Genomic DNA, 21,136 nt, shown 5'->3' with positions numbered 1-21,136 from the left:
TCCTCCCTCAATTCCAAGGCAGCTTGTCGAGATCGACATTGCCGCCGGTAATGATGATGCCGACCCTTTGGCCGGCAAAAACGTCGCGGTTCTTCAGGATGGTGGCCAGCGGCACAGCGCTCGATGGCTCCATCACGATCTTCATGCGCTTCCAGATCAGCTTCATCGCCTCGACGATCTCGGCGTCCGAGGCGGTCAGGATGTCGGTGACATGGCGCTGCACGAAATGCCATGTCAGTTCCTTCAGCGGCACTTTCAGCCCGTCCGCCACCGTGTCCGGCGCATCATCGGCGATGATATGACCGGCCTTGAAACTGCGCATGGCGTCATCGGCCTGCTCGGGCTCGGCGGCATAGACCTTCACGTTCGGCGCAAGGTTCGACAGGGTCAGGCAGGTGCCCGACACCATCCCGCCGCCACCGATAGGCGCGATCACGGCATCCAGCCCCTCGACCTGCTCGATCAGTTCGGCTGAACAGGTGCCCTGCCCAGCGATCACCCGCGGATCGTTATAGGGATGGACGAATTCCGCCCCGGTCTCTGCCACGACCTCGGCAAACACCGCCTCGCGGCTCGTGGTGGACGGTTCGCATTCCACCACGCTCGCGCCATAACCCTTGACTGCATCCTTCTTGGCCTGCGGCGCGGTACGCGGCATGACCACGGTGCAGGGAATGCCGCGCCGCCCGGCCGCGTAGGAAAGGCAGCTGCCGTGATTGCCGCTGGAATGGGTGGCAACGCCCTTCGCGGCCTGCTCGTCCGACAGGCCGAACACCGCGTTAGAGGCTCCGCGCGCCTTGAACGCCCCGGCCTTCTGCAGGTTCTCGCATTTAAAGAACAGCTCGGCCCCGGTCAGCTCGTTCAGCATCCGCGAAGTCAGCACCGGTGTCAGATGCACATGCCCGGCGATCCGTTCCCGCGCCGCCTGCATGTCCTCCAGCGTTGGAATATACATGGTCTGATCCTTCATCATGCGGCCTTTTCCAATGCGGCGGCGCTTTGACGGTAATGCTCCTGTGCGGCGGCAACGCCGCTGCCGAGCGCCACCGGCAAACCAAGATCGGCCATGACCATCTCGGCTGTGGCAATGCCGGACAGCGCCATGACATCGGTCAGGCTGCCCAGATGGCCGATGCGGAAAACCTTGCCCGCGACATCGCCCAGGCCTGTCCCGAAGGCCACGCCGTAAGCTTCCAGCGCGTGACCGACGACCTTGTTCGCGTCGAAGCCTTCAGGCACCCGGATCGCGCTGACACTATCGGAATAAAGCTCGGGCCGGGCGGCGCAAAGCTCCATCCCCCACGCCGCGACGGCCTTGCGGACACCTTCGGCGATGCGGTGATGGCGGGCAAAGACATTCTCCAGCCCCTCCTCCAGCAGCATCTGCGTGGACAGGTTCAGCCCGTTGATCAACCCGACCGGAGGCGTATAGGGAAATCCATTCGCCGCATAACCCTTGGCCATGTCGCGGATGTCAAAGAAGGTGCGCGGCAATTTCGCCGTCTCGAGTGCCGCCATCGCCTTGGGCGAGAAACCGATGATCGCCAAGCCGGGCGGCAGCATGAAACCCTTCTGCGACCCGGTGACGGCGATATCGACGCCCCATTCGTCCATGCGGAAATCCATGCTTCCGATAGAGCTGACGCCATCGACGAAAAGCAGTGCCGGATGCCCCGCGGCGTCCATCGCGCGGCGAACGGCGGCAATATCGGATTTCACGCCGGTCGCGGTCTCGTTATGCGTGGCCAGCACGGCCTTGATCTGATGCGCCTTGTCGGCGGTCAGGATTTCCTCGAACCGATCCGCGGGAACGCCCTCGCCCCATTTCTGATCGACGACCTCTACATCCAGCCCGTGGCGCTGGCACATGTCGATCCAGCGATGGCTGAACATGCCGTTGCGCGTGGCCAGCACTTTGTCGCCCGGCGACAGGGTATTCGAGATCGCCGTCTCCCACCCGCCGGTGCCGGTCGAGGGAAAGACGAAAACCTGCCCCTCGGCGGTCTTCAGCACTTTCTTCACCCCTTCCAGTGCGGGGTGAAGGATCTTGCCGAAAACCGGGCTGCGGTGATCGATCGTGGGCATGTCCACGGCCTTGCGCAATATCTCGGGGATATTGGTCGGGCCGGGAATGAAAACGGGATTCTGGCTTGTCATGGCACTCCTCCTGCAGGTTATCTCCAATCTATCGCACGGGTTGCAATGCTGCAATTTTTCTGGAAAATATTTCCGATCAGCGGAAATATGCCATAATATGGCGTCTTTACAGCCAGTTGGGATTTTCCACTTGCTGAAGTCGATTTTCGCCGCAATGACAATGCATCATCAAGCGGAGGTAAATAATGGCCGAACCGACTCGCAAACGGGGTCGCCCGCGCAAGGACGCGCCCGAAACATCCGGCACCATTCAGGCACTGGATCGTGCATTGGACATGCTGGACCTGCTGGCCGCCCATCCCGGCCTGACGCTCAGCGAAGTGGCCGAGCAGATGAAGCAATCGCCCTCGACCGTGCATCGGGTACTGCATACGCTGGCTGCGCGCGGTGTCGCCGAAAGCGATCCGGCCACCCAGACATGGCATATCGGCCCCGCGACCTTCCGCCTTGGTTCGGCCTTCATGCGCCGCTCGGGCATCGTGGAACGCGCTCGCCCCATCCTGCGCACCCTGATGGAACATACCGGCGAGACCGCCAATCTCGGCATCCTCAACGGCGACGCAGTGCTGTTCGTCAGCCAGGCCGAAACGCATGAGACGATCCGCGCCTTCTTTCCGCCCGGCACACGCTCGCCCCTGCATGCCTCGGGCATCGGCAAGGCGCTGCTGGCCTTCGGCCGACCGGAAATCCTGCGGATGCTGCTCGACAAGGCTGAGCTTCCCCGCTTTACCGACAAGACGCTGACCACCGCAGAAGCCCTGCAAGAGGATACGATCCGTATCCGCGCCCGCGGATTTTCCTTCGATGACGAGGAACGCACGCGCGGAATGCGCTGCATCGCCGCCCCGGTCTTCGACCTGACGGGAGAGGCCGTCGCCGGGCTCTCGGTCAGCGGACCGACTCACCGGATCGGGCATGAGCATGTGAAGACCCTTGGTGCAGCGGTGGCCGCCTCTGCCCAGGAACTGACACAAGCCTTGGGTGGCTGACCCGCCCGGCTCGGCCTTCTTCTTTGCTCAAACGCTGTGTGACCGCCGAAATCATCGCGACATTTTCAGTCTCGAAACGGCAGAATTGCGCATTATAGTTGCGCCAAGAACGCGAAGGCTCTAGCAATGCTGCAATGCCGCGAAAGGACGAATCGATGAAAGACATGCAGCACCGGACTGAAACCGTCCTGCCCGAGATCGAGGATTTGCAGAAGCGCGCGACCGAGGCGTTGCGAGGCATGGTTGCCCCCGAGGGCAAACCCGATGCCGAATTGCTGGAACAACACCAACATGCCGCCCATGCGTTGTCATGGCTGACAACCTATGTCGAAGCCCTCAAGCAGCTCGCCGCTTGGGCGGACCGGGTCGAAGGCGAGATGGAGGAACTGATCCTGCAGATCGGCTTTGGCGAATACCTCGCCCAGATCGCCGGCGGCATCCCGATGAGCCAGAACGAGTTCGCCCGCCTCTCGGATCTGGGGATCGACTGGCATCCGTCCGACGCGGCACGCGCCCTGATGGCCGGGAACTCGCCCGAGACCCGCGCCCGGCTGGCCGCCCTGATCGCCGAGAACCGGGGCAGCGCGACTTTCGGGACCACCGGTCTGGACGAGGACCTGGAAATGATCCGCGACCAGTTCCGCCGCTGGTCCGACGACAAGGTGGTGCCGCACGCCCATGAATGGCATCTGAAAGACGAGCTCATCCCGATGGAGATCATCGAGGAACTGGCCGAACTGGGCGTCTTCGGTCTGACCATCCCCGAAAATCTGGGCGGATTGGGCATGTCCAAGGCGGCCATGGTCGTGGTCAGCGAGGAGCTCTCGCGCGGCTATATCGGCGTGGGTTCGCTCGGCACCCGCAGCGAAATCGCGGCGGAACTGATTCTCGGCGGCGGCACGGATGCACAGAAGGAACATTGGCTACCCCGGCTGGCGAGTGGCGAAATCCTGCCGACCGCCGTGTTCACCGAACCCAATACCGGCAGCGATCTGGGAAGCCTGCGGACCCGTGCGGTCAAGGATGGCGAGGATTGGAAGGTCACCGGGAACAAGACCTGGATCACCCATGCTGCCCGCACTCATATCATGACCCTGCTGGCCCGCACCGATCCCGAGACCACGGATTACCGCGGCCTGTCGATGTTCATCGCCGAAAAGACTCCGGGCGACGATGGCGATCCTTTCCCCACCCCCGGCATGACCGGCGGCGAGATCGAGGTGCTGGGTTATCGCGGCATGAAAGAATACGAGCTCGGCTTTGACGGCTTCGAGATCAAGGGCGAGAACCTGCTTGGCGGCGTCACCGGGCAAGGCTTCAAGCAGCTGATGCAAACCTTTGAATCCGCACGCATTCAAACCGCCGCCCGCGCCATTGGCGTCGCCCAGAACGCGCTGGAGCTGGGGCTGCAATACGCACTGGATCGCAAGCAGTTCGGCAAGTCACTGGTCCATTTCCCGCGCGTTGCCGACAAGCTGGCGATGATGGCAGTCGAGATCATGATCGCCCGGCAGTTGACCTATTTCAGTGCATGGGAAAAGGATCACGGCCATCGCTGCGACCTCGAGGCCGGGATGGCCAAGCTGTTGGGCGCCCGCGTCGCATGGTCGGCGGCTGACAACGCGCTGCAAATCCATGGCGGCAACGGTTTCGCGCTGGAATACCAGATCAGCCGGGTCCTGTGCGACGCGCGAATCCTCAATATCTTCGAGGGCGCAGCGGAAATTCAGGCCCAAGTGATCGCGCGGCGTCTTTTGGGTTGATCGGAATTAGACTAGAAGTCTGGAACCAAAGCGGATTTACCGCGTTTCAAACCGAATTAGACTGCCCTAGGAGATTTGCCATGTCCCGACTTGCTCGCCTCGGCCTTCCCGTCGCTGTCGCTACAGCGGCGCTCGCGCTTGCCGCCTGTGAACCGACCACCCCACCTGCCTCGGCGGGGGAGGAGGATCGCGGCTTCATCCCGGGCGGCGATTACGTGCTGGTCGGCATGGATGGCGAAGCGGTTCCCCTGCGTGACGTCACGCTGCGGGTCGAGGAAAAGCGCATTTCGGGCAAGGGGCCATGCAACGGCTATTCGGCTCAGAACCAGGCCGAACTGCCCGCGCTGGCGCTGGCGCCGATCGTTTCGACGAAGGCAGCCTGCAAGAACCTTCAACTGGAAAATCGCTTCATGTCGGTGCTGCAATCGGCGACCGAGATGGAATACTACGGCGGTGTCCTGAAGGTGAAATCGCCCTCGACATGGCTGATCTTCGAACGTGGCGTTCGCGCGGATAGCGCAGTGAACGCATTGGATGCCGTTCGCGGGGGTCAATAACTTCCAACGGACCCGGCGGCCCTTGTCAGCCGCCGGATCAGGCGTTCCCGGGCAGCAGGCAGCGGACGACCAACCAGTTCCGCTGCCAGCCTTGATTCCAGGAAATGCCCGGTGATGGCCAACCCCTCGGCAAGACCATTGCCGCGATTGTCACCTGCGCCTCCCAACAGCGCGGGCAGTGGCAACAATCTCTCGGCCCACTCCCCCGCTCCTTCCCGGCTGACCGCCCGGCCGGAACGCGGGCTGACATAGGCAAGCCCTTCCTCCGCGCCGGTCACCGCGCATGTGCTCAGATCAAGGCCAAAGCCCATCTCGTCGAGCAATCGCATTTCCCAATGCAGGTAATCCTCGGCCCAATCCTCTCCGGCCTCCATCCTGTCCAGCATGGCCTCGGTCATCGCGGTCAGGGCCGGATGCGGATCGCGTTCGGGCAGAGCGAAGCACAACAGCGCGCAAACCGCGTTCAGCCCCGCCAGCCCCAGGGGATCACTCAGCAGCGAAACGCGCTGCCTGAGCGACTCGGCGGTAAAATGCCCCAGATGATCCTCTTGCCGCGCCCGCCAGCGCAGGTCCAGCCGGGCACCGGGCTGCAGCATGGCCGCCCGCTTGCGCGATGCTCCTCCGGGGACCAGCCCGGCATGGCGGCCATGCTGCATTGTCAGCACCTCGATGATCACCGCCGTCTCGCCATGCGGACGCCGGGCGATCACCGTGCCTTCGGCTTGCCATTCCATCGCCATGTCAACCGGGATCGGGCAAGGTCAGCGCACCATCATCGGCCAGCGGCCAGAAGGGGTTGGTGGCGATTTCCCAGACATGCCCGTCAGGAACGGCGAAGTAACCAGAATAGCCGCCCCAGAAAACCTTCTCCGGCTGCTTGAGGCAGACCGCTCCCGCGGCCAGCGCAGCGGCGAAAACCTCGTCCGTCTCGACATCATCGGCGCAGTTCTGGGCCAGCGTCATCGCACCGGTCCCCAACTCATCCTCTGCCCGCCCCTGATCAGCGGCCAGATCGGCCTTGCCGAACAGCGCCAACACCGCCCCGTTCATCTGGTAGAACGCCACCCCTTCCTGCGAGGCATCGTGCGGCTGCCACCCCCAAGCGGCATAGAACTCCTGCGCCCGCGCCAGGTCGGCAACACCAAGCGTGATCAGCGTCACGCGCTGTCTTGGAAGCGCCATCTCAACCTCCCCTCGGATACATGCGCGAAAGCTGACACGCGGAACCATTTCCGGCAAGCCTTATCCGGGTTCCCCGTATCTCCCCGCTCTTTTCTTCTTCAGGCAAATATCCTCGGGGGGTCGTCGGGTGGTGCGCCACTGGTTCGAGAACCACCCGGCGACGGGGGCGAAGCGCCCCCGGCCATCGCCGGACGCATGATCGAACTGCCGCCTCTACTGGATCCGATGCGCCGCGACATCGCGGCGGTTGCGGCGGCGTTCCCCCGCCTCGCGGAACAGCGAGACGGAATAGATCGCCAATGCCGCCCAGATCATCGGAAAGGCGATCATGCGAGCCGGACCGAATGGCTCGTTGAACATGAAGACCGCCGTCAGAAAGATCATTGTCGGGGTCAGGTATTGCAGGATACCGATGGTCGAAAGCCGCAGCAACTTGGCGCCATTTGCATAGAACAGCAGTGGAATCGCCGTCACCGGCCCGCAGCCCAGCAACATCAGGATATCGAACGCGCTGCCATCGCCGAAGGCGCCCTGCCCGGTTGCACCCAACCAGACCAGATAGGCGAGCGCGAAGGGACTCAGCAGCAGAACTTCCAGTGTGAAACCCTGGTTGGGCCCAAGCGGCAGGCTTTTCTTGCAATAGGCGTAGAATCCCCAGCTAAGGGTCAGCCCCACGGCGACCAGCGGCAGGCGTCCGGCCTGCACGGTCAGGACCACCACCGCCGCACATGCCAGGGCGATGGCCACCATCTTGGTGCGGCTCAGCTTTTCGCCCAGCAACAGCGCCCCCAGGAACACGCTGAACAGCGGGTTGATGTAATAGCCAAGCGCCGCGTCCAGCGCGTGATCATTGGTGACCGCCCAGACATAGATCGTCCAGTTGGCCGTGATCAGTATGGCGGTCAGCCCGGCCATCGCCAGAAGGCGCGGAGTCTTCAGCGCGGCCAGCACATCGCCGCCGCGGCGCTGCCAGATCAGGACCACTGCCGCGATGGGCAGCGCCCACAAGGCGCGATGGGCGATCACCTGCATGGCCGGGATATGCGCCAAGGCCTTCATGTAAAGCGGCAACACGCCCCACAACACATATGCGCTCAGGGCAAAGGCAAAACCTTGTGGCGAATCGCCGTTCGTGGAGGCAGGGCTGCTCATATCCTGTGCATAATCTGCAAATCATGCAGGCACCAGAGGCCGTTTTACCGTTCAGCCCAGCCCCTCTTCATCCAGCAGGGTGCGGCCATCGCGGCTTTCGATCTCGATGACCCAGATATCCGGGTCGAAACTGCGCTGCCGACGGATCGCCTCGTCGATCTCGGGTTCGGCTCCATCAGCCACGGCTTTCCATGACCGGATATCCGTCTCGAAATCCCATTCGCGGGCGTAAAGCTGCGCGGTGCCGTCCAGGCGGGCGCATTTGACCAGCACAGCCCCTGCCGTGTCATCGCCATGCGCAACGACATAGGCGGGGATATTCGCCAACCCCAATCGGGCCAGATAGGCCGAGACCCAGACACCGCTTGCCAGCCGCGCCTCAGCCATGGCAGTCAGCCACCATCGCGAAAATCGAGGCCGATCTCGCTATAACGCTCTGCCTCGTCCTGCCAGTTCTCGCGAACACGGACCTGCAGGAACAGGTGGATGCGGCGGCCCATGAACTCTTCCAGCTCAATCCGGGCGGCCTGCCCGACCGCCTTGATCGTCTCGCCCCCCTTGCCCAGCAAGATGCCCTTGTGGCCGTTGCGGGCCACATAAACGACCTGATCGACACGGGCTGAGCCGTCCTTGCGCTCTTCCCAGGCCTCGGTTTCCACCGTCAGCTGATAGGGGATTTCCTCATGCAGCCGCAGGGTCAGCTTTTCGCGGGTGATCTCGGCGGCGATCATGCGCATGGGCAGGTCGGCGATCTGGTCCTCGGGATAGAGCCACGGCCCCTCGGGCAGCGCACCCGCCAGCCAGCCACGCAGATCTTCGCAGCCATAGCCCTTTTCGGCCGAGATCATGAAGGTATGCTCGAAGTCGAAAGCCTCGTTCAGTTTCTGCGACAGCGCCAGAAGGGCTTCGGATTTCACCCGGTCGATCTTGTTGATGATCAGTGCAACCGGAGTCTTGCCCCCAAGTTCCTTCAACGAGCCAAGGATCGCCTCGACTCCCTCGGTCATGCCGCGATGCGCCTCGACCAGAAGCAGGATGACATCGGCATCCGACGCACCACCCCAAGCGGCGGCGACCATGGAGCGGTCCAGCCTGCGCCGGGGGCGGAAAATGCCGGGAGTATCGACGAAAACGATCTGGCTGCTGCCCTCGATCGCGATGCCGCGAATGCGGGCGCGGGTGGTCTGGACCTTATGCGTCACGATCGCGACCTTGGCCCCGACCATCCGGTTCAGAAGCGTGGATTTGCCCGCGTTGGGCTCTCCGATCAGCGCGACGAAACCGGCGCGGGTTGTGGTATCGGTCATTTGCGGCCCTCCAGCCGGTCCAGCAGGATCTGTGCGGCTGCCTGTTCGATGCTGCGCTTGGTGCCAGCGCCACTGGCCTCGGCGGATTGGCCATCGGCCAGACGCACGGTGATAAAAAAGACCGGCGCATGATCCGGGCCGCCGCGTTTGGTTTGTTCATAGGCCGGCGGTCCCATCCCTTGGGACTGCGCCCATTCCTGCAGCGCCGTCTTGGGATCGCGGGGGTCATCGTCGATGCTATCCAGCCGATCCGCCCAAAGCCGCAGGATCACCTTGCGCGCGCTATCGAAACCGGCATCCAGATAGATCGCGGCCAGCACCGCCTCCATCCCGTCCGCCAGAAGCGCCTCCTTGCGGCGCCCGCCCGACAGCATCTCGGAGCGGCCCAGCTTCAGCACCTCGCCCAGGCCGATCTCGCGCGCGATGGCAGCGCAGGTTCCGCCCCTGACAAGGGCGTTGAAGCGCGGCGCAAGCTGCCCTTCGCTGGCCTGCAGATCGGCGGAGAACAGCGCCTCGGCCATCACGAGCCCAAGTACCCGGTCGCCAAGAAACTCCAGCCGCTGATTGTCGGGGCGGGTCGGCGTCGCGACCGAACCATGGGTCAGCGCACGGATCAGCAGCTCCGGATGCGCAAACTCATGGCCGAGCCGGATCATGAAGGCACGGATATCGGCCCCGGGCGTCAATTGACCGCCTTGAAGAAACGATCGGCCCGCCATGTCCAGAAATACAGCAAGGACCGTCCGGCGGACGAGAACATGATGCGGTCGGCCCGGCCGATCAGATATTCGGCGGGGACGAAGCCGAGGCCGCCGACTTCCTGCGGGAAACGCGAGTCCTCGGAATTGTCGCGATTATCGCCCATGAAGAAATACTGGCCTTCGGGAACGGTGAAACTTGCCGTGTCATCCGCGACCCAGCCATCGGTGATGTTCAGGATGCTGTGGCTGACACCATTCGGCAATGTCTCGGTATAGCGCTCCTTGACGCATTCGCCGCCTTCCGGCACCGGATCATTCGCGCAGCGCGGGATCAGCCCCTGCGGGCCTTGCTGTTCCTTGATCTCGATGAAATCCTCTGCGCGGTCCATGGCGACTTCTTCACCGTTGATCCACAGGCCTCCGCCTTTCATCTGCAGCTCATCACCGGGCAGGCCAACCACTCGCTTGATGAAATCGACCCCGCGCGTGGGATGGCGGAACACCACGACATCGCCGCGCTCGGGCTCGGATCCCAGGATGCGGCCCGAAATCGGGCAAAGCGAGAAGGGGCAGGAATATTGCGAATAGCCATAGGCCATCTTGTTGACGAAGAGGAAATCCCCGATCAGCAACGTGTCTTTCATGCTGCCCGAAGGAATCCAGAAAGGCTGAAAGAACAGCGTGCGGAAGATACCCGCGATCACCAGCGCCCAGAAGATCGTCTTGATCGTCTCCCAGATACCTTCCTTCTTCTTGCCGGCCGTGCTGTCAGCCATGGTCCATGTCCTTCCGAGCATTGCGCGAGTGATACCCCGCATTCGCGCGTTCATGGTCTGGTGCGGGGGGCAAAGTCAAGCCGAGGGGCGCGTTTTGGGCCTTGCCTCGATCACCACGAAAGCCTGCGCCCAAGGGTGATCGTCGGTCAGGGTGACATGGACCGTGGAATCATGGCCGGAAGGCGTCAGTTGCGCCAGCCGATCCGCTGCCCATCCGGTGAGTTCCATGACCGGCTGACCGCTTGCCAGATTGCTGACCGCCATGTCCCGCCAACTGATCCCCATTGCCAACCCGGTGCCTAATGCCTTGGAGCAGGCCTCCTTCGCGGCCCATCGCTTGGCCAGGGTTCCGGCCTCGTCCTTGCGGCGGGCGGCCTTGGCGAGTTCGGTCTCGGTAAAGACGCGATTGCGGAAGCGGTCGCCAAAGCGGTCCAGCGTGCCCTGGATCCGGTCGATATTCGCGAGGTCGGTGCCAATACCGAGAATCATGCGCCAAACTGCCCTGTCGGAATTCTGGATATTTTCATGAAGAATGAGGGGAACCCGCCGGTCATTTGAAACCCTGCGTGGTGATTTCACCGCTTTGCTGATTTATCATGATAAAAAGCTGGAACCATCCGTCATCCCCACCCTGATCGCTTTCGGGTAGATATTGCCGGGCGGGCATGGCGATTGTCAGACCGCGCTGCGGGTCGTAGCTGGCTTCCCGCTGCGCGAAATCGATATCGTAGAACCCCATGCCGTTGCTCAGGCTGACCACGCGGCACTGGCGCAAGCCAAGCTCGTCATGGGGCGGGCTGAGGACCAGAAGCTTCACCGCCGCCGCGGCTGGTTCGGTGAAGTCCAGGCGCGCAATGCGGATGGCACCATCCGAATAGGTGGCGGTGTTGTCCTCCCAAGGCTCGGCAATGGTATCGGCGCGGGTCGCATCGTTGCAGTTGTGAACCATGCCATCATTCGGAACTTCCTGAGACAATGCCGGAGCCGCAGCAAGGACCAGGGGCATAAGAGCGGCACGGATCATTTGCGGGCCTCCTCCATGCGGCGGCGCATTTCACGAATGGCTTCACCGAGACCGGTGAAAACGGATTCGGAGATCAGGAAATGACCGATATTCAGTTCGGCGACCTGTGGCAGCGCCGCGATGGGGCCGACGGTGTCGAAGGTCAGGCCGTGACCGGCATGCACCTCGAGCCCGAGATCGGCGGCAAGCCGCGCGCCCTCGGTCAGGCCGGCAAGTTCTGCATCCCGCTCGGCAATCAGGCCCTCGGTGTCGAGATCGCAATAGGCGCCGGTATGCAGTTCCACGACCGCCGCGCCGATCCGGGCAGCGGCCTCGATCTGGGCAGGTTCGTGGCCGATGAACAGCGACACGCGACATCCTGCCTCCCGCAAGGGCGCAATGAAATCGGCCAGCATATTGTCATTGCCCGCCACGTCGAGCCCGCCTTCGGTCGTGCGTTCCTCGCGCTTTTCGGGAACAAGGCAGACCGCATGCGGCCGGTGGCGCAGGGCGATGCGCTGCATCTCCTCGGTCGCGGCCATTTCCAGGTTCAGCGGCAGATCGAGATGCTCCATCAGCGCATCGATATCGGAATCGCTGATATGGCGGCGATCCTCGCGCAGATGGGCGGTGATCCCGTCCGCCCCCGCCTCTGCAGCGATGCGGGCGGCACGCAGCGGATCCGGCCACGGGGTGCCGCGCGCGTTCCGGATCGTGGCAACGTGATCGATATTGACGCCGAGACGCAGCATGACGGTCCTCCGATGGTTTGTGGGCAGCTTAGCCGGGTGCGGGCGGTTGCGCCAGTTCCGTTGCCACCACCCACCAGCCATGCCGCCCCAGAATTCCGGCGGCTTCCGCCGCCTGACGGGCGGTATCGAAAATGCCGAAACAGGTCGCCCCCGAGCCGGACATGCGCGCGAACCCAGCACCCGTGGCGTTCAGCGCCGCCAGCACCTCTCCGATCACCGGGGCGAGACGGCGCGCCGGGGCCTCCAGATCGTTCCTCGTGCCACGCAGCCACTGGATCAGCGCCTTGGCGGTTGCGAAATCGGGGATCTTCGGCAGGGCCGGGTTTTCATGCTGCTCCATCGCCGCGAAGACCTGCGGCGTGGACAGTGCCACGGTAGGATTGACGAGCACCAGATACAGGGGTGGCAGGGTGGGAAGCGGGGTCACCTGCTCTCCGATCCCCTGCATCCGGGCTGGTGTGGAGGCAAGACAGACAGGCACATCGGCCCCAAGTCGCTGAAGATCGGCGGGCAACTCATGGCCCATTCGCAAGAGACCACGCAGCACCGCTGCCGCATCGGCCGAGCCGCCCCCGATGCCGGAGGCAACGGGCAGGTTCTTGGTCAAGCGGATCGCAACCTCGGCACCGGCAAGGCCCGCCGCACGCAGGCAGAGATTGTCATCATCCGATGCAAGGCCCTCGCTGAAAGGGCCGTCGATAGACAGGGAAAGCGGACCGGGTGACAGATGCACCTCATCCCCGATTGACGCAAAACAGACCAGTGAATCGAGCAGGTGATACCCGTCCGCCCGCCGCCCGGTCACATGCAGCGCCAGGTTCAACTTGGCCGGGGCCGGTTCGACCAGGTTTGTCATCGGCATCGGCGATCAGTCGGCGGGCGCAGGTTCGGCCTCTGCCTCGGCTTGCGGTTGGGGAAGCTGCTCACTCTCGCCCGATTCCTCTTCTTCGGCGAGAACGGCATCCAATCCGCGCTTCAGCTTGGCACGGATGCGGTCGGCTTCCACCTCGCCGCTTTCGCCGGGTTCGAGCGACAATGCGCGCTGCCATTGAACCTCTGCTTCGCGCTTGCGGCCGACTTTCCAGTAGATGTCGCCCAGATGGTCATTCACCAGCGGATCCGAGGACATCCTGGCGACCGCCTGTTCCATCGGTTCGACCGCCTCGTCATAGCGGCCAAGCCGGTAATAGGCCCAGGCCAGTGAATCGAGGATATAGCCATCCTCCGGCGACAGCTCGACCGCCTTGCGGATCATCTCGAGCGCCCGGTCCAGGTTCTCGTTCCGGTCGATCCAGCTATAACCCAGGTAATTCAGCAAGCTGGGCTCTTCCGGCTGGATTTCGATCGCGGCCAGCAAGTCTTCCTCGGCACGGTCGAACTGGCCTGTCCGTTCCAGCGCGATGCCGCGGGCATAAAGGGCAAACCAGCGTTCTTCTGGATTCTCTTCGGACACCAGCGACAGCGCCTTGTCATAGGCCGGGACCGCCTGCGAGAATTTCTCCTGCTGGCGCAACAGATCGCCAAGCGCGACCCATGCTTGCGGCAATTCGGGATAGGCGGCAGTCAGCGACAAGGCGGCGCTTTCAGCCTCGTCCTGGCGGCCCGCACGGGAGAGCGCATCGATCCGCGACAACTCGGCCACCGGACGCATTTCCCCCATCCGGCGCATCGCCTCGAATTCCCGTTCGGCGAGATCGAATTGCCGCCGTTCCTGCAACAGTTGCGCCACGGTCAATCGCGCCGCCCCAAGATCGGGAGAAAGCCACGCCGCCAGCCGCGCATGAATCAAGGATAACGGTTCGGGGTTGGGATTGGGACTGGAGGCCAATGCGCTTGCGAATGTCAGCAAGAGCTGCGCCAGCCCGTCGGCCGGGTTTTGCACCGCATCAAAAGTGATCTGCTCGTCCGATTCCAGCTTTTCGCGCAACTCGACAAGCTGGGGCTCGGCCTCGATCCCCTGTACGCTGTCCAAGAGTGCGATCGCCTCGTCCCGGCGCTCCAGCTGCGCCAGGATCTGGACGCGCGCGGTCAGGCCAAGAAGATGATCGCCGGCCTGCCGATTGGACAGCAGGCTTTGCGCCCCCTCGTAATCGCCCACCATCGCGCGTGCCAGGGCAAGGTGATACTGAACCATGGGCGCCACGTCGCGGGCCTTCGCCATATCTTCGAAGGTGGCCAGCGCGTCCGAGGCGTTTCCCGTCCCCAGAAGCGCCCATGCCCGCATCAGCCCGTCGAGAAGATTGTTGTCCTTGGTATTGCTGTCGGCGGCATCGGCATCCAGCAATTCCAGCAATCCGGTCCAATCGCCCTTCTGGGCCAGGTTGACCCTGCGCACCAGTGCCGACAATTCGGTCCCACCGCCCTGTGTGGCCATCTGATCCGCCAATTCGATCGCGCGTTCGAGATTTCCCGCCGAGATGAGCGCGACGAGGGCACCGTCCTGCAAGTAGCGGTCATTCGGGTCCTGGGCGACGGCCTGCGAGAAATATCGCGCTGCCGCCCGGTAATCGTTCAGAACCGTCGCCATGCGCGCCGCAAGGAATGGCCCCGCGAGCCCCTTGGTCAACGGTGCGGGCGGGCTGTCATCGGATGACGCCTCGGATAGCGACGCCTCGTGATTATCGGGGCGCGGCGGCGGCGGCTCCTGCGCGGCGGACGATGTCGCCAAAGGCAGGAAAATTCCTGCGATCAGCGCGGCGATCAGGGCCTGGTTCGGTCGAGTCGTGTTCACGTCATCCATCGAAAAAGTAATATTGTTGTTGACGCGAGCCTAACGCCCCGAATCGCTCGGGGCAATGTCGGCATCCTCGCCCCGTCATCACATATTCGGGTAATTCGGCCCGTCGCCCCCCTGCGGGGTGGTCCAGTTGATGTTCTGGCTTGGGTCCTTGATGTCGCAAGTCTTGCAATGGACGCAGTTCTGGAAGTTGATCACGAAGCGCGGATCGCCACCATCCTCGACCACCTCATAGACCCCGGCAGGACAGTAACGCTGTGCAGGCTCTGCGAATTCCGGCAGGTTGACCGAGATCGGCACCGCCGAATCCTTTAGTTTCAAGTGGCAGGGCTGGCTTTCCTCGTGATTGGTGAAGGAAAAAGCGACATTGGTGAGCCTGTCGAAGCTAAGCTTGCCATCGGGCCTGGGGTAATCGATCGGATCGTAATCGCTGGCCTTTCCGGTCGCCTGCGCATCCGTCTTGCCGTGTTTCCAGGTACCAAGCGGATTCCAGCCGGTCAGGTTCGCCACCCACATGTCGAAGCCGCCAAGCGCCAGCGACCACCACAGGCCCATTTTCGACCAGATCGGCTTGACGTTGCGGACGCGTTTCAGGTCCTTGCCGACATCACCGCTGCGAAGCGCCGCGTCATAGGCCTCCAGCCGGTCGCCTTCGCGTCCTTCGGCCAGGGCCGCCGCCGCCGCTTCCGCAGCCTCGATGCCCGAGATCATCGCGTTGTGGTTGCCCTTGATCCGCGGCACGTTCACCAGCCCGGCCGAGCAGCCAAGCAGCACGCCACCATCGAAGGACAGCTCGGGGATCGACTGCCAGCCGCCTTCACTGATCGCACGGGCGCCGTAAGCCACGCGCTTGCCGCCCTCCAGCAGTTCGGCCACCATCGGGTGATGCTTGAAGCGCTGGAATTCCATGTAGGGATACAGATGCGGGTTCTCGTAATTCAGGTGGACGACGAAACCGACAAGCACCTGGTTATCCTCGAAATGATAGATGAAGCTGCCGCCGCCCGCGTTCTTGCCCAAGGGCCAGCCCATCGTGTGCACGACGCGGCCTTTCTTGAATTTCTCGGGTGCGACCTCCCAGATTTCCTTCATCCCAAGGCCGAATTTCTGCGGCTCATGGCCCTCCGAGAGGTTCAGCTTGGCCATGATTTCCTTGGCAAGGCTGCCCCGGACACCCTCGGCGATGAAGACATATTTGCCATGCAACTCCATCCCCGGCTCGTATTGCGGGCCGGGGGTGCCATCGGCATTCAATCCCATCTCGCCCGCCACGACGCCCTTGACGCGATTGCCGTCCCAGACCACCTGGCTGGCGGCCATGCCGGGAAAGACCTCGACGCCAAGCTCTTCGGCCTGCTCGGCCAGCCAGCGGCAGACATTGCCCATGCTGACGATGTAATTGCCGTGATTGTTCATCAGGGGCGGCATCGGCCAGTTCGGCACCTTCATCTGCCCGGATTCGCCCAGAACGAAGAAATTGTCGTCCACGACCTCGGTCGCGACCGGCGCGCCCTTCTCTTTCCAGTCGGGGATCAACCGGTTCAGCCCGCTTGGGTCCAGCACCGCGCCCGAGAGGATATGCGCGCCCACTTCCGAGCCCTTTTCCAGAACCACAACCTCGATCTCGGGGTTGATCTGCTTGAGCCGGATCGCCGCCGACAGGCCTGCAGGCCCTGCCCCAACGATCACAACATCGTATTCCATCGATTCGCGAAGGGTCTGGGTCTCGTCGGTCATGGCTGGAAGTCTCCCCTTTCTCTGGCTGACACAGCACTACATGGCGTTTTTCTCTCGCGCAATCGTGACGCAGCGAATTCGCAAGCCGAAAACTGCCGTCACGGCCGTCCTCGCCCTTGCAAAGCCCATGAATTTGGAGTCACGATGCCAGTCAGGATTTCGCGCCCCTGTCATTTCGAATGGCGGGGGCGTTCGGTTAGCATCGACACAATAACGCAACCCAGGACAGGACAGGGCAGCGATGGACAAACTACCCATAACGCGCAGCGGATTTCAGGCGCTGGAACAGGAACTCACCCGGCTGAAATCGACAGAGCGCCCCGCCATTATCCGTGCCATCGCCGAGGCACGCGAACATGGCGATCTGTCGGAGAACGCCGAATATCACGCCGCCCGTGAAAAGCAGGGCTTCATCGAAGGCCGCATCAAGGAGCTGGAATCGGTCCTGTCGCGCTCCGAGGTGATCGATCCCGCCAAGCTGTCGGGTTCGGTCAAGTTCGGCGCCACCGTCGATCTGATCGACGAGGATACCGAGGAAGAGCGCAGTTATCAGATCGTCGGCGAGGCCGAGGCCGATATCGAACGTGGCCTTCTGAACATGCGCTCACCCCTGGCCCGCGCGCTGATCGGCAAGGAGGAAGGCGACAGCGTCGAGGTGAACACGCCGGGCGGGCAACGCAGCTACGAGATCGTTGCCATCCGGTATGAATAGGCAATGGCCCTGAACACCCATGACGCCATGATGACGGATCGCAACACGGAAATGATCATCGGCCTCGCCCTGAGCGTGGCCTGGCTGCTGTTGCTGCTGTTGTTCTGGCTGCTGATCCCCGGAGAGACGCATCCGGAATCCGGTGGCATGACCCGGATCCTGACGATCACAGGGGTGGTCATGCCCTTCGCGCTGATCTGGATGGCGGTCGGGATCGCCCGCGCCATCAACAAACTACGCGAAGAGGCCGCGGAATTACGCGGAAACCTGTCGCAATTGCAGGAACTCGCGGCGAAACGGCCCAAACCGGCATCTGCCGAACCCATCGTCACCGGCGCGCAACCGCTGCGGCAACCTGCCGCCAAGGCCCCGGCGCGCGCCGCTAAACCGGTGCCGCCAGCGGCGCGGCCCGCGCATCCGGCCTCTCAGCCGCAGCAGGCGAGCCTGCGCTTCGACGCCCCTGAACCTGTTGAAATACCCTCGGAAATTCTGATCCGGGCACTCAATTTTCCCGATGATGCGAATGACCAGGAAACCATCGCGGCCCTGCGCATGGCATTGAAGGACCACGAGACCGCGCGGGTCCTGCGAGCCGCGCAGGATGTCGTCACGCTGCTGGCCGAACATGACGTCTATATGGACGAGCTGCCGCCCGACCCCGTTCCGCCGGCGATCTGGCGCCGCTTTGCCGAGGGGGAACGCGATGAAATCGCAGCGAAAATCGGTGGAATTCATGATGAAATCGCGCTTGAGACCGCCACGGCACTGCTGCGCGGGGACGAGATTTTCCGCGACACCGCCCATCATTTCCTGCGCCATTTCGACGTGCTGCTGACCCGTGACACCCCAAGGCTGGACGATGAACAACTGGCGGCGCTGGCCGATACCCGCTCGGCGCGGGGCTTCATGCTGATCGGACGTGCGGCGGGCGTGTTCGGCTGAACCACGCGCAACGGCAGCGAACGTTGCGCAATGCAACAGATCGGCGCACGCTACGATCTTGGCCAGCATTTGCTGGATTTTCACCTGCACAACCCGTGCACAGCGCGTACACAACCCGTACACAGGACGTACACAGGCAACGCGCGTTGCACGGCAAATCAGGGCCATGCGCGGCGGGAGCCGGACAATCAGGGCAGCATCCAAAGACCAGGCCGTCCATTCCAGTACGAAAAACATACTGGATTACCGCTCCGCTGGACCGCCTTCCCCAATGGACCTCTCGCCCCCCCTTCTTCTTTGTCCAAATACCTTTTGTCCGAACCTCGCGGGAATCGCCCCCGGCCCGGTCCCTTGCGCGACGCGATCCCCTCCGCGGCTCAGACCGGCTTGCGCATCACCGCAACCTTTCCCGACCAGGGCCAGCCGTATCGGCCGCGTGTTTCCTCGACGAAACCGAGACTACGATAAAAGGCGACGGCGCCACGATCCCGCAGCCGTACCTCGGCCCGCAGACCGTGACGGCGTCGGCGGCGTGCCTCGGCTTCGGCCGCGGCAACCAAGGCCCGGCCGAACCCTCGGCGGGATTGGCGTACGACGATGCCGTCGAGAACCAGGTCAGCGGTAGGCGGAGCGGGACGGAACAGCAGGCGCATCAAGGGCGGCGTGACTGCCAGGAACCCACCGCGATCATCGCGAAGCCCGACGATTCCCTCGATCACCTCCCCACGCATCACCGCGATGGCGTTCTCGGCGCGGGCAGGTATCGCAGCTTCCCTGCCACCGAAAGCGCTGCGCCACAGCGACACCGCCTGAGGCAGCACGGCGTCGGGAACCGGAGCGCAAATCTTCATGGGGTTCTTGCCTCTCGCTGCACATCATGCAAGCAAGGGGCCCGCACGCTTTACAGGAATACCCTCGCCATGGCCCCGTCGCCAGCCTCGCAACCAGAGCCTCGGCAAGCGGCTGCCGAAGCGGCCAGCGCACGCGCCCTGGCCCGCAACCCGGCACAGGCGTTCCGCTTTGGCATGATCCAGAGCCTGCCCTTCCTGATCGTGATCGTCCCCTTTGCGATGCTCTTCGGAGTCGTGGCGCTCGAAGCCGGAATCGATATCGCCCAGATCCTCGGGTTCTCGGTGCTGGTCCTGGCGGGAGCCTCGCAATTCACCGCCGTGCAGCTTTTATCGGATCACGCGCCCACATGGGTGGTGATCCTGTCCGGCCTTGCCGTCAATCTGCGGATGGCGATGTATTCGGCATCGCTGGTGCCCTGGCTGAAAGGCGCCACGGGCCGGCAGAAGGCATGGATCGCCTATACGCTGATCGATCAGAGCTATGCGCTGGCGATCCAGCATTACGAACACCATCCGCGCCTGACCCTGCAGCAGCGGCTGGCCTATTTCTTTGGCGCGGCGGTGGCGATGTGCATCCCCTGGATCGCGGCAAGCTGGCTGGGCGCAACGCTTGGCCGGGCCATTCCCGATGATATTGCGCTGGATTTCGCGATGCCGATCACCTTCCTCGCGATGATCGCCCCGATGCTGCGCACCCCCGCGCATATGGCTGCCTGTTTCGTCTCGATCGTTGCGGCGCTGCTTTTGGCCGGGTTGCCGTCCGGGCTGGGAATGATGATCGCCGCCCTTTTCGGCATGGCAACCGGCGCCCTGCTGGAGGTCTGGACCGAACGGCGGCAGGAGGCCGGATCATGAACGAGGCCCATTCGGACCTGTCCATCTGGGTGGTGATCATCCTGCTGGGGATCGGCACATTCCTGATCCGCTGGTCATTCCTTGGCGCCCTGGGGAATCGCGATCTGCCGCAATGGTTCATGCGCATGCTGCGCTATACGCCTGTCGCGGTCCTGCCGGCGCTGGTCGCACCGCTGGTCATGTGGCCCGCTGCGACCGGCGGCCAACCAGAGCCGGCCCGCCTGTCGGCAGCGATCGTGACGGTGGCCATCGGCGTCCTGACCAAGAATGTCATCCTTGCCATTCTTGGCGGTGCGATCACCCTTTTCGGGATGCTCTATGTCCTGGGGTAGCCGGTCATCTGGCCGTTTTTCTGGCGGATGAGGACATTGTGGTTATTCGCCGGATCCCCGTCCCGGTGGCGTTTCGAAGTCACGCCCGGCAAGGTCAGAAACCATTTCCGCATCTTGATCGGAGAAAAGCCGGTCGGCGCATTCTCGAATCCCGGAACGCCCCGGAGGACGCTGCCGGTCTCGACCGCACAGAAGCTTTTATTCGCGGCCCCGTTCGCCTCGGCCCGGCGAATCGCGATATCTGCGACCTGTCGGGATACGGGCACGGTTTCCTCGGCGACCCAATAGGTCTCGCGCGCGTGGTAATCGATGTAGAAGTTCTTGAAATTGTCGGTGATCCCGTAGAGCACGTCATGCCGTTCGGGGATCTGCGGGTGGTTCCAGCTTCCGGCGGGATCGAACATCACCCGCTGGCTGCCATTGATCATCAGCGCACTATGGCCACCCTCGCCGCGCGGAATGCCGATCACCGTGAACAGGGTGATCGAGGGCGGTTCGTTTGACACGAAACGTGCCGCCCGCACTGCCTCGTCGCTGGCCCAGATGTTGTCGGCACCGCAGGCGGATAGAGCCAACGGCAAGGCCGCCGCAATGAAAACGCGTCTTTTCATGTCAGTTTCCCGCGCCGGTC

24 protein-coding genes are annotated in these 21,136 nt (G+C 63.1%); 7 read left to right on the top strand and 17 right to left on the bottom strand.

Going from position 1 to position 21,136, the window contains the following annotated elements:
• Window positions 1-7: 7 nt before the first annotated feature.
• Both bhcB and bhcA read right to left on the bottom strand, forming a co-directional pair.
• Complete coding sequence (bhcB, locus tag JHX88_RS05865; protein ID WP_141225811.1) at window positions 8-970, bottom strand: beta-hydroxyaspartate dehydratase BhcB; 963 nt, start codon at window positions 968-970, stop codon at window positions 8-10.
• Window positions 970-2,157: an L-aspartate--glyoxylate aminotransferase BhcA gene (gene bhcA, locus JHX88_RS05860; protein ID WP_076525220.1), complete on the bottom strand. Its 1,188-nt coding sequence runs from the start codon at window positions 2,155-2,157 to the stop codon at window positions 970-972. The genes bhcB and bhcA overlap by 1 nt, the downstream gene beginning before the upstream one ends.
• A 185-nt stretch (window positions 2,158-2,342) precedes the next feature.
• On the opposite strand from bhcA, the gene bhcR reads away from it, so the two are divergent.
• The 3 genes from bhcR (at window position 2,343) to JHX88_RS05845 (ending at window position 5,466) form a co-directional block, all read left to right on the top strand.
• The gene (gene bhcR, locus JHX88_RS05855) at window positions 2,343-3,146 is read left to right on the top strand and encodes an HTH-type transcriptional regulator BhcR (RefSeq protein ID WP_076525222.1); all 804 of its coding nucleotides are present in this window, start codon (window positions 2,343-2,345) and stop codon (window positions 3,144-3,146) included.
• 155 nt (window positions 3,147-3,301) lie between these two features.
• A complete protein-coding gene (locus JHX88_RS05850; RefSeq protein ID WP_419182359.1) occupies window positions 3,302-4,909 on the top strand; it encodes an acyl-CoA dehydrogenase family protein in 1,608 nt (535 codons plus the stop codon).
• Between the two features lie 80 nt (window positions 4,910-4,989).
• Window positions 4,990-5,466 carry an META domain-containing protein gene (locus tag JHX88_RS05845; RefSeq protein WP_076525226.1) on the top strand — a complete coding sequence of 159 codons (477 nt, stop codon included), beginning with the start codon at window positions 4,990-4,992 and terminating at the stop codon, window positions 5,464-5,466.
• Here JHX88_RS05845 and recO read toward each other — a convergent pair.
• The 13 genes from recO to JHX88_RS05780 form a co-directional block, all read right to left on the bottom strand.
• Window positions 5,460-6,200, bottom strand: coding sequence for a DNA repair protein RecO (gene recO, locus JHX88_RS05840; RefSeq protein ID WP_076525487.1), 741 nt, complete (start codon window positions 6,198-6,200; stop codon window positions 5,460-5,462). The genes JHX88_RS05845 and recO overlap by 7 nt on opposite strands.
• A gap of 7 nt (window positions 6,201-6,207) precedes the next feature.
• Window positions 6,208-6,648 carry a VOC family protein gene (locus tag JHX88_RS05835; protein ID WP_076525228.1) on the bottom strand — a complete coding sequence of 147 codons (441 nt, stop codon included), beginning with the start codon at window positions 6,646-6,648 and terminating at the stop codon, window positions 6,208-6,210.
• A gap of 213 nt (window positions 6,649-6,861) precedes the next feature.
• The gene (rarD, locus tag JHX88_RS05830) at window positions 6,862-7,800 is read right to left on the bottom strand and encodes an EamA family transporter RarD (protein WP_076525230.1); all 939 of its coding nucleotides are present in this window, start codon (window positions 7,798-7,800) and stop codon (window positions 6,862-6,864) included.
• 51 nt (window positions 7,801-7,851) lie between these two features.
• Window positions 7,852-8,187 carry a DUF1491 family protein gene (locus tag JHX88_RS05825; protein ID WP_076525232.1) on the bottom strand — a complete coding sequence of 112 codons (336 nt, stop codon included), beginning with the start codon at window positions 8,185-8,187 and terminating at the stop codon, window positions 7,852-7,854.
• A gap of 5 nt (window positions 8,188-8,192) precedes the next feature.
• A complete protein-coding gene (gene era, locus JHX88_RS05820; RefSeq protein WP_076525234.1) occupies window positions 8,193-9,107 on the bottom strand; it encodes a GTPase Era in 915 nt (304 codons plus the stop codon).
• Window positions 9,104-9,793 carry a ribonuclease III gene (gene rnc / locus JHX88_RS05815; RefSeq protein WP_141225803.1) on the bottom strand — a complete coding sequence of 230 codons (690 nt, stop codon included), beginning with the start codon at window positions 9,791-9,793 and terminating at the stop codon, window positions 9,104-9,106. The genes era and rnc overlap by 4 nt, the downstream gene beginning before the upstream one ends.
• Window positions 9,790-10,584, bottom strand: coding sequence for a signal peptidase I (gene lepB, locus JHX88_RS05810; protein WP_076525238.1), 795 nt, complete (start codon window positions 10,582-10,584; stop codon window positions 9,790-9,792). Before lepB ends, rnc begins: the two co-directional genes overlap by 4 nt.
• Before the next feature lie 75 nt (window positions 10,585-10,659).
• A complete protein-coding gene (gene acpS / locus JHX88_RS05805; RefSeq protein ID WP_076525240.1) occupies window positions 10,660-11,073 on the bottom strand; it encodes a holo-ACP synthase in 414 nt (137 codons plus the stop codon).
• Window positions 11,074-11,134: 61 nt separating this feature from the next.
• A complete protein-coding gene (locus tag JHX88_RS05800; protein ID WP_076525242.1) occupies window positions 11,135-11,608 on the bottom strand; it encodes a hypothetical protein in 474 nt (157 codons plus the stop codon).
• The gene (locus JHX88_RS05795; RefSeq protein ID WP_076525244.1) at window positions 11,605-12,339 is read right to left on the bottom strand and encodes a pyridoxine 5'-phosphate synthase; all 735 of its coding nucleotides are present in this window, start codon (window positions 12,337-12,339) and stop codon (window positions 11,605-11,607) included. The genes JHX88_RS05800 and JHX88_RS05795 overlap by 4 nt, the downstream gene beginning before the upstream one ends.
• Window positions 12,340-12,367: 28 nt before the next feature.
• Complete coding sequence (locus tag JHX88_RS05790) at window positions 12,368-13,201, bottom strand: 4-(cytidine 5'-diphospho)-2-C-methyl-D-erythritol kinase (RefSeq protein ID WP_084203045.1); 834 nt, start codon at window positions 13,199-13,201, stop codon at window positions 12,368-12,370.
• Window positions 13,202-13,207: 6 nt separating this feature from the next.
• Window positions 13,208-15,079 carry a tetratricopeptide repeat protein gene (locus tag JHX88_RS05785; RefSeq protein WP_084203047.1) on the bottom strand — a complete coding sequence of 624 codons (1,872 nt, stop codon included), beginning with the start codon at window positions 15,077-15,079 and terminating at the stop codon, window positions 13,208-13,210.
• A 78-nt stretch (window positions 15,080-15,157) separates the two neighbouring features.
• Window positions 15,158-16,813 (bottom strand): electron transfer flavoprotein-ubiquinone oxidoreductase, encoded by a 1,656-nt coding sequence (locus JHX88_RS05780; protein WP_076525246.1) that lies wholly within the window; start codon window positions 16,811-16,813, stop codon window positions 15,158-15,160.
• Between the two features lie 241 nt (window positions 16,814-17,054).
• Between JHX88_RS05780 and greA the strand changes: the two genes are divergently transcribed.
• Together greA and JHX88_RS05770 are read left to right on the top strand one after the other, a co-directional pair.
• A complete protein-coding gene (greA, locus tag JHX88_RS05775; protein WP_076525248.1) occupies window positions 17,055-17,525 on the top strand; it encodes a transcription elongation factor GreA in 471 nt (156 codons plus the stop codon).
• A gap of 3 nt (window positions 17,526-17,528) precedes the next feature.
• Entirely contained in the window at window positions 17,529-18,467 is a 939-nt protein-coding gene (locus JHX88_RS05770; protein ID WP_141225804.1) for a hypothetical protein, read from the top strand.
• Between the two features lie 377 nt (window positions 18,468-18,844).
• On the opposite strand, the gene JHX88_RS05765 is transcribed toward JHX88_RS05770, so the two are convergent.
• On the bottom strand, window positions 18,845-19,318 hold the full coding sequence (locus tag JHX88_RS05765; RefSeq protein ID WP_076525250.1) for a GNAT family N-acetyltransferase: 474 nt from the start codon (window positions 19,316-19,318) through the stop codon (window positions 18,845-18,847).
• Window positions 19,319-19,387: 69 nt separating this feature from the next.
• Here JHX88_RS05765 and JHX88_RS05760 point away from each other — a divergent pair, with 69 nt between their 5' ends.
• Both JHX88_RS05760 and JHX88_RS05755 read left to right on the top strand, forming a co-directional pair.
• Entirely contained in the window at window positions 19,388-20,173 is a 786-nt protein-coding gene (locus tag JHX88_RS05760; protein ID WP_084203049.1) for an AzlC family ABC transporter permease, read from the top strand.
• The gene (locus JHX88_RS05755) at window positions 20,170-20,505 is read left to right on the top strand and encodes an AzlD domain-containing protein (protein ID WP_076525252.1); all 336 of its coding nucleotides are present in this window, start codon (window positions 20,170-20,172) and stop codon (window positions 20,503-20,505) included. The genes JHX88_RS05760 and JHX88_RS05755 overlap by 4 nt, the downstream gene beginning before the upstream one ends.
• Here JHX88_RS05755 and JHX88_RS05750 read toward each other — a convergent pair.
• Window positions 20,490-21,116 carry a hypothetical protein gene (locus JHX88_RS05750; RefSeq protein ID WP_076525254.1) on the bottom strand — a complete coding sequence of 209 codons (627 nt, stop codon included), beginning with the start codon at window positions 21,114-21,116 and terminating at the stop codon, window positions 20,490-20,492. The two genes, JHX88_RS05755 and JHX88_RS05750, sit on opposite strands and share 16 nt — an antisense overlap.
• Between the last annotated feature and the right edge of the window lie 20 nt (window positions 21,117-21,136).

It is taken from the genome of Paracoccus saliphilus, from assembly GCF_028553805.1.
In the GTDB taxonomy this organism is placed as follows: domain Bacteria; phylum Pseudomonadota; class Alphaproteobacteria; order Rhodobacterales; family Rhodobacteraceae; genus Paracoccus; species Paracoccus saliphilus.
Note: the sequence above shows the minus strand (reverse complement) of the source record. Positions and strands in the feature narration are given on the sequence as shown.

Coding starts and splice junctions, on each gene's coding strand:
- JHX88_RS05800 (WP_076525242.1), bottom strand. CDS start 11,608: ATGATCCGTGCCGCTCTTATGCCCCTGGTCCTTGCTGCGGCTCCGGCA.
- JHX88_RS05835 (WP_076525228.1), bottom strand. CDS start 6,648: ATGGCGCTTCCAAGACAGCGCGTGACGCTGATCACGCTTGGTGTTGCC.
- lepB (WP_076525238.1), bottom strand. CDS start 10,584: ATGGCTGACAGCACGGCCGGCAAGAAGAAGGAAGGTATCTGGGAGACG.
- JHX88_RS05765 (WP_076525250.1), bottom strand. CDS start 19,318: ATGAAGATTTGCGCTCCGGTTCCCGACGCCGTGCTGCCTCAGGCGGTG.
- greA (WP_076525248.1), top strand. CDS start 17,055: ATGGACAAACTACCCATAACGCGCAGCGGATTTCAGGCGCTGGAACAG.
- JHX88_RS05785 (WP_084203047.1), bottom strand. CDS start 15,079: ATGGATGACGTGAACACGACTCGACCGAACCAGGCCCTGATCGCCGCG.
- JHX88_RS05850 (WP_419182359.1), top strand. CDS start 3,302: ATGAAAGACATGCAGCACCGGACTGAAACCGTCCTGCCCGAGATCGAG.
- JHX88_RS05795 (WP_076525244.1), bottom strand. CDS start 12,339: ATGCTGCGTCTCGGCGTCAATATCGATCACGTTGCCACGATCCGGAAC.
- rarD (WP_076525230.1), bottom strand. CDS start 7,800: ATGAGCAGCCCTGCCTCCACGAACGGCGATTCGCCACAAGGTTTTGCC.
- JHX88_RS05790 (WP_084203045.1), bottom strand. CDS start 13,201: ATGCCGATGACAAACCTGGTCGAACCGGCCCCGGCCAAGTTGAACCTG.
- bhcB (WP_141225811.1), bottom strand. CDS start 970: ATGAAGGATCAGACCATGTATATTCCAACGCTGGAGGACATGCAGGCG.
- acpS (WP_076525240.1), bottom strand. CDS start 11,073: ATGATTCTCGGTATTGGCACCGACCTCGCGAATATCGACCGGATCCAG.
- JHX88_RS05755 (WP_076525252.1), top strand. CDS start 20,170: ATGAACGAGGCCCATTCGGACCTGTCCATCTGGGTGGTGATCATCCTG.
- bhcA (WP_076525220.1), bottom strand. CDS start 2,157: ATGACAAGCCAGAATCCCGTTTTCATTCCCGGCCCGACCAATATCCCC.
- JHX88_RS05825 (WP_076525232.1), bottom strand. CDS start 8,187: ATGGCTGAGGCGCGGCTGGCAAGCGGTGTCTGGGTCTCGGCCTATCTG.
- JHX88_RS05750 (WP_076525254.1), bottom strand. CDS start 21,116: ATGAAAAGACGCGTTTTCATTGCGGCGGCCTTGCCGTTGGCTCTATCC.
- JHX88_RS05780 (WP_076525246.1), bottom strand. CDS start 16,813: ATGACCGACGAGACCCAGACCCTTCGCGAATCGATGGAATACGATGTT.
- bhcR (WP_076525222.1), top strand. CDS start 2,343: ATGGCCGAACCGACTCGCAAACGGGGTCGCCCGCGCAAGGACGCGCCC.
- JHX88_RS05845 (WP_076525226.1), top strand. CDS start 4,990: ATGTCCCGACTTGCTCGCCTCGGCCTTCCCGTCGCTGTCGCTACAGCG.
- recO (WP_076525487.1), bottom strand. CDS start 6,200: ATGGAATGGCAAGCCGAAGGCACGGTGATCGCCCGGCGTCCGCATGGC.
- era (WP_076525234.1), bottom strand. CDS start 9,107: ATGACCGATACCACAACCCGCGCCGGTTTCGTCGCGCTGATCGGAGAG.
- JHX88_RS05760 (WP_084203049.1), top strand. CDS start 19,388: ATGGCCCCGTCGCCAGCCTCGCAACCAGAGCCTCGGCAAGCGGCTGCC.
- JHX88_RS05770 (WP_141225804.1), top strand. CDS start 17,529: ATGGCCCTGAACACCCATGACGCCATGATGACGGATCGCAACACGGAA.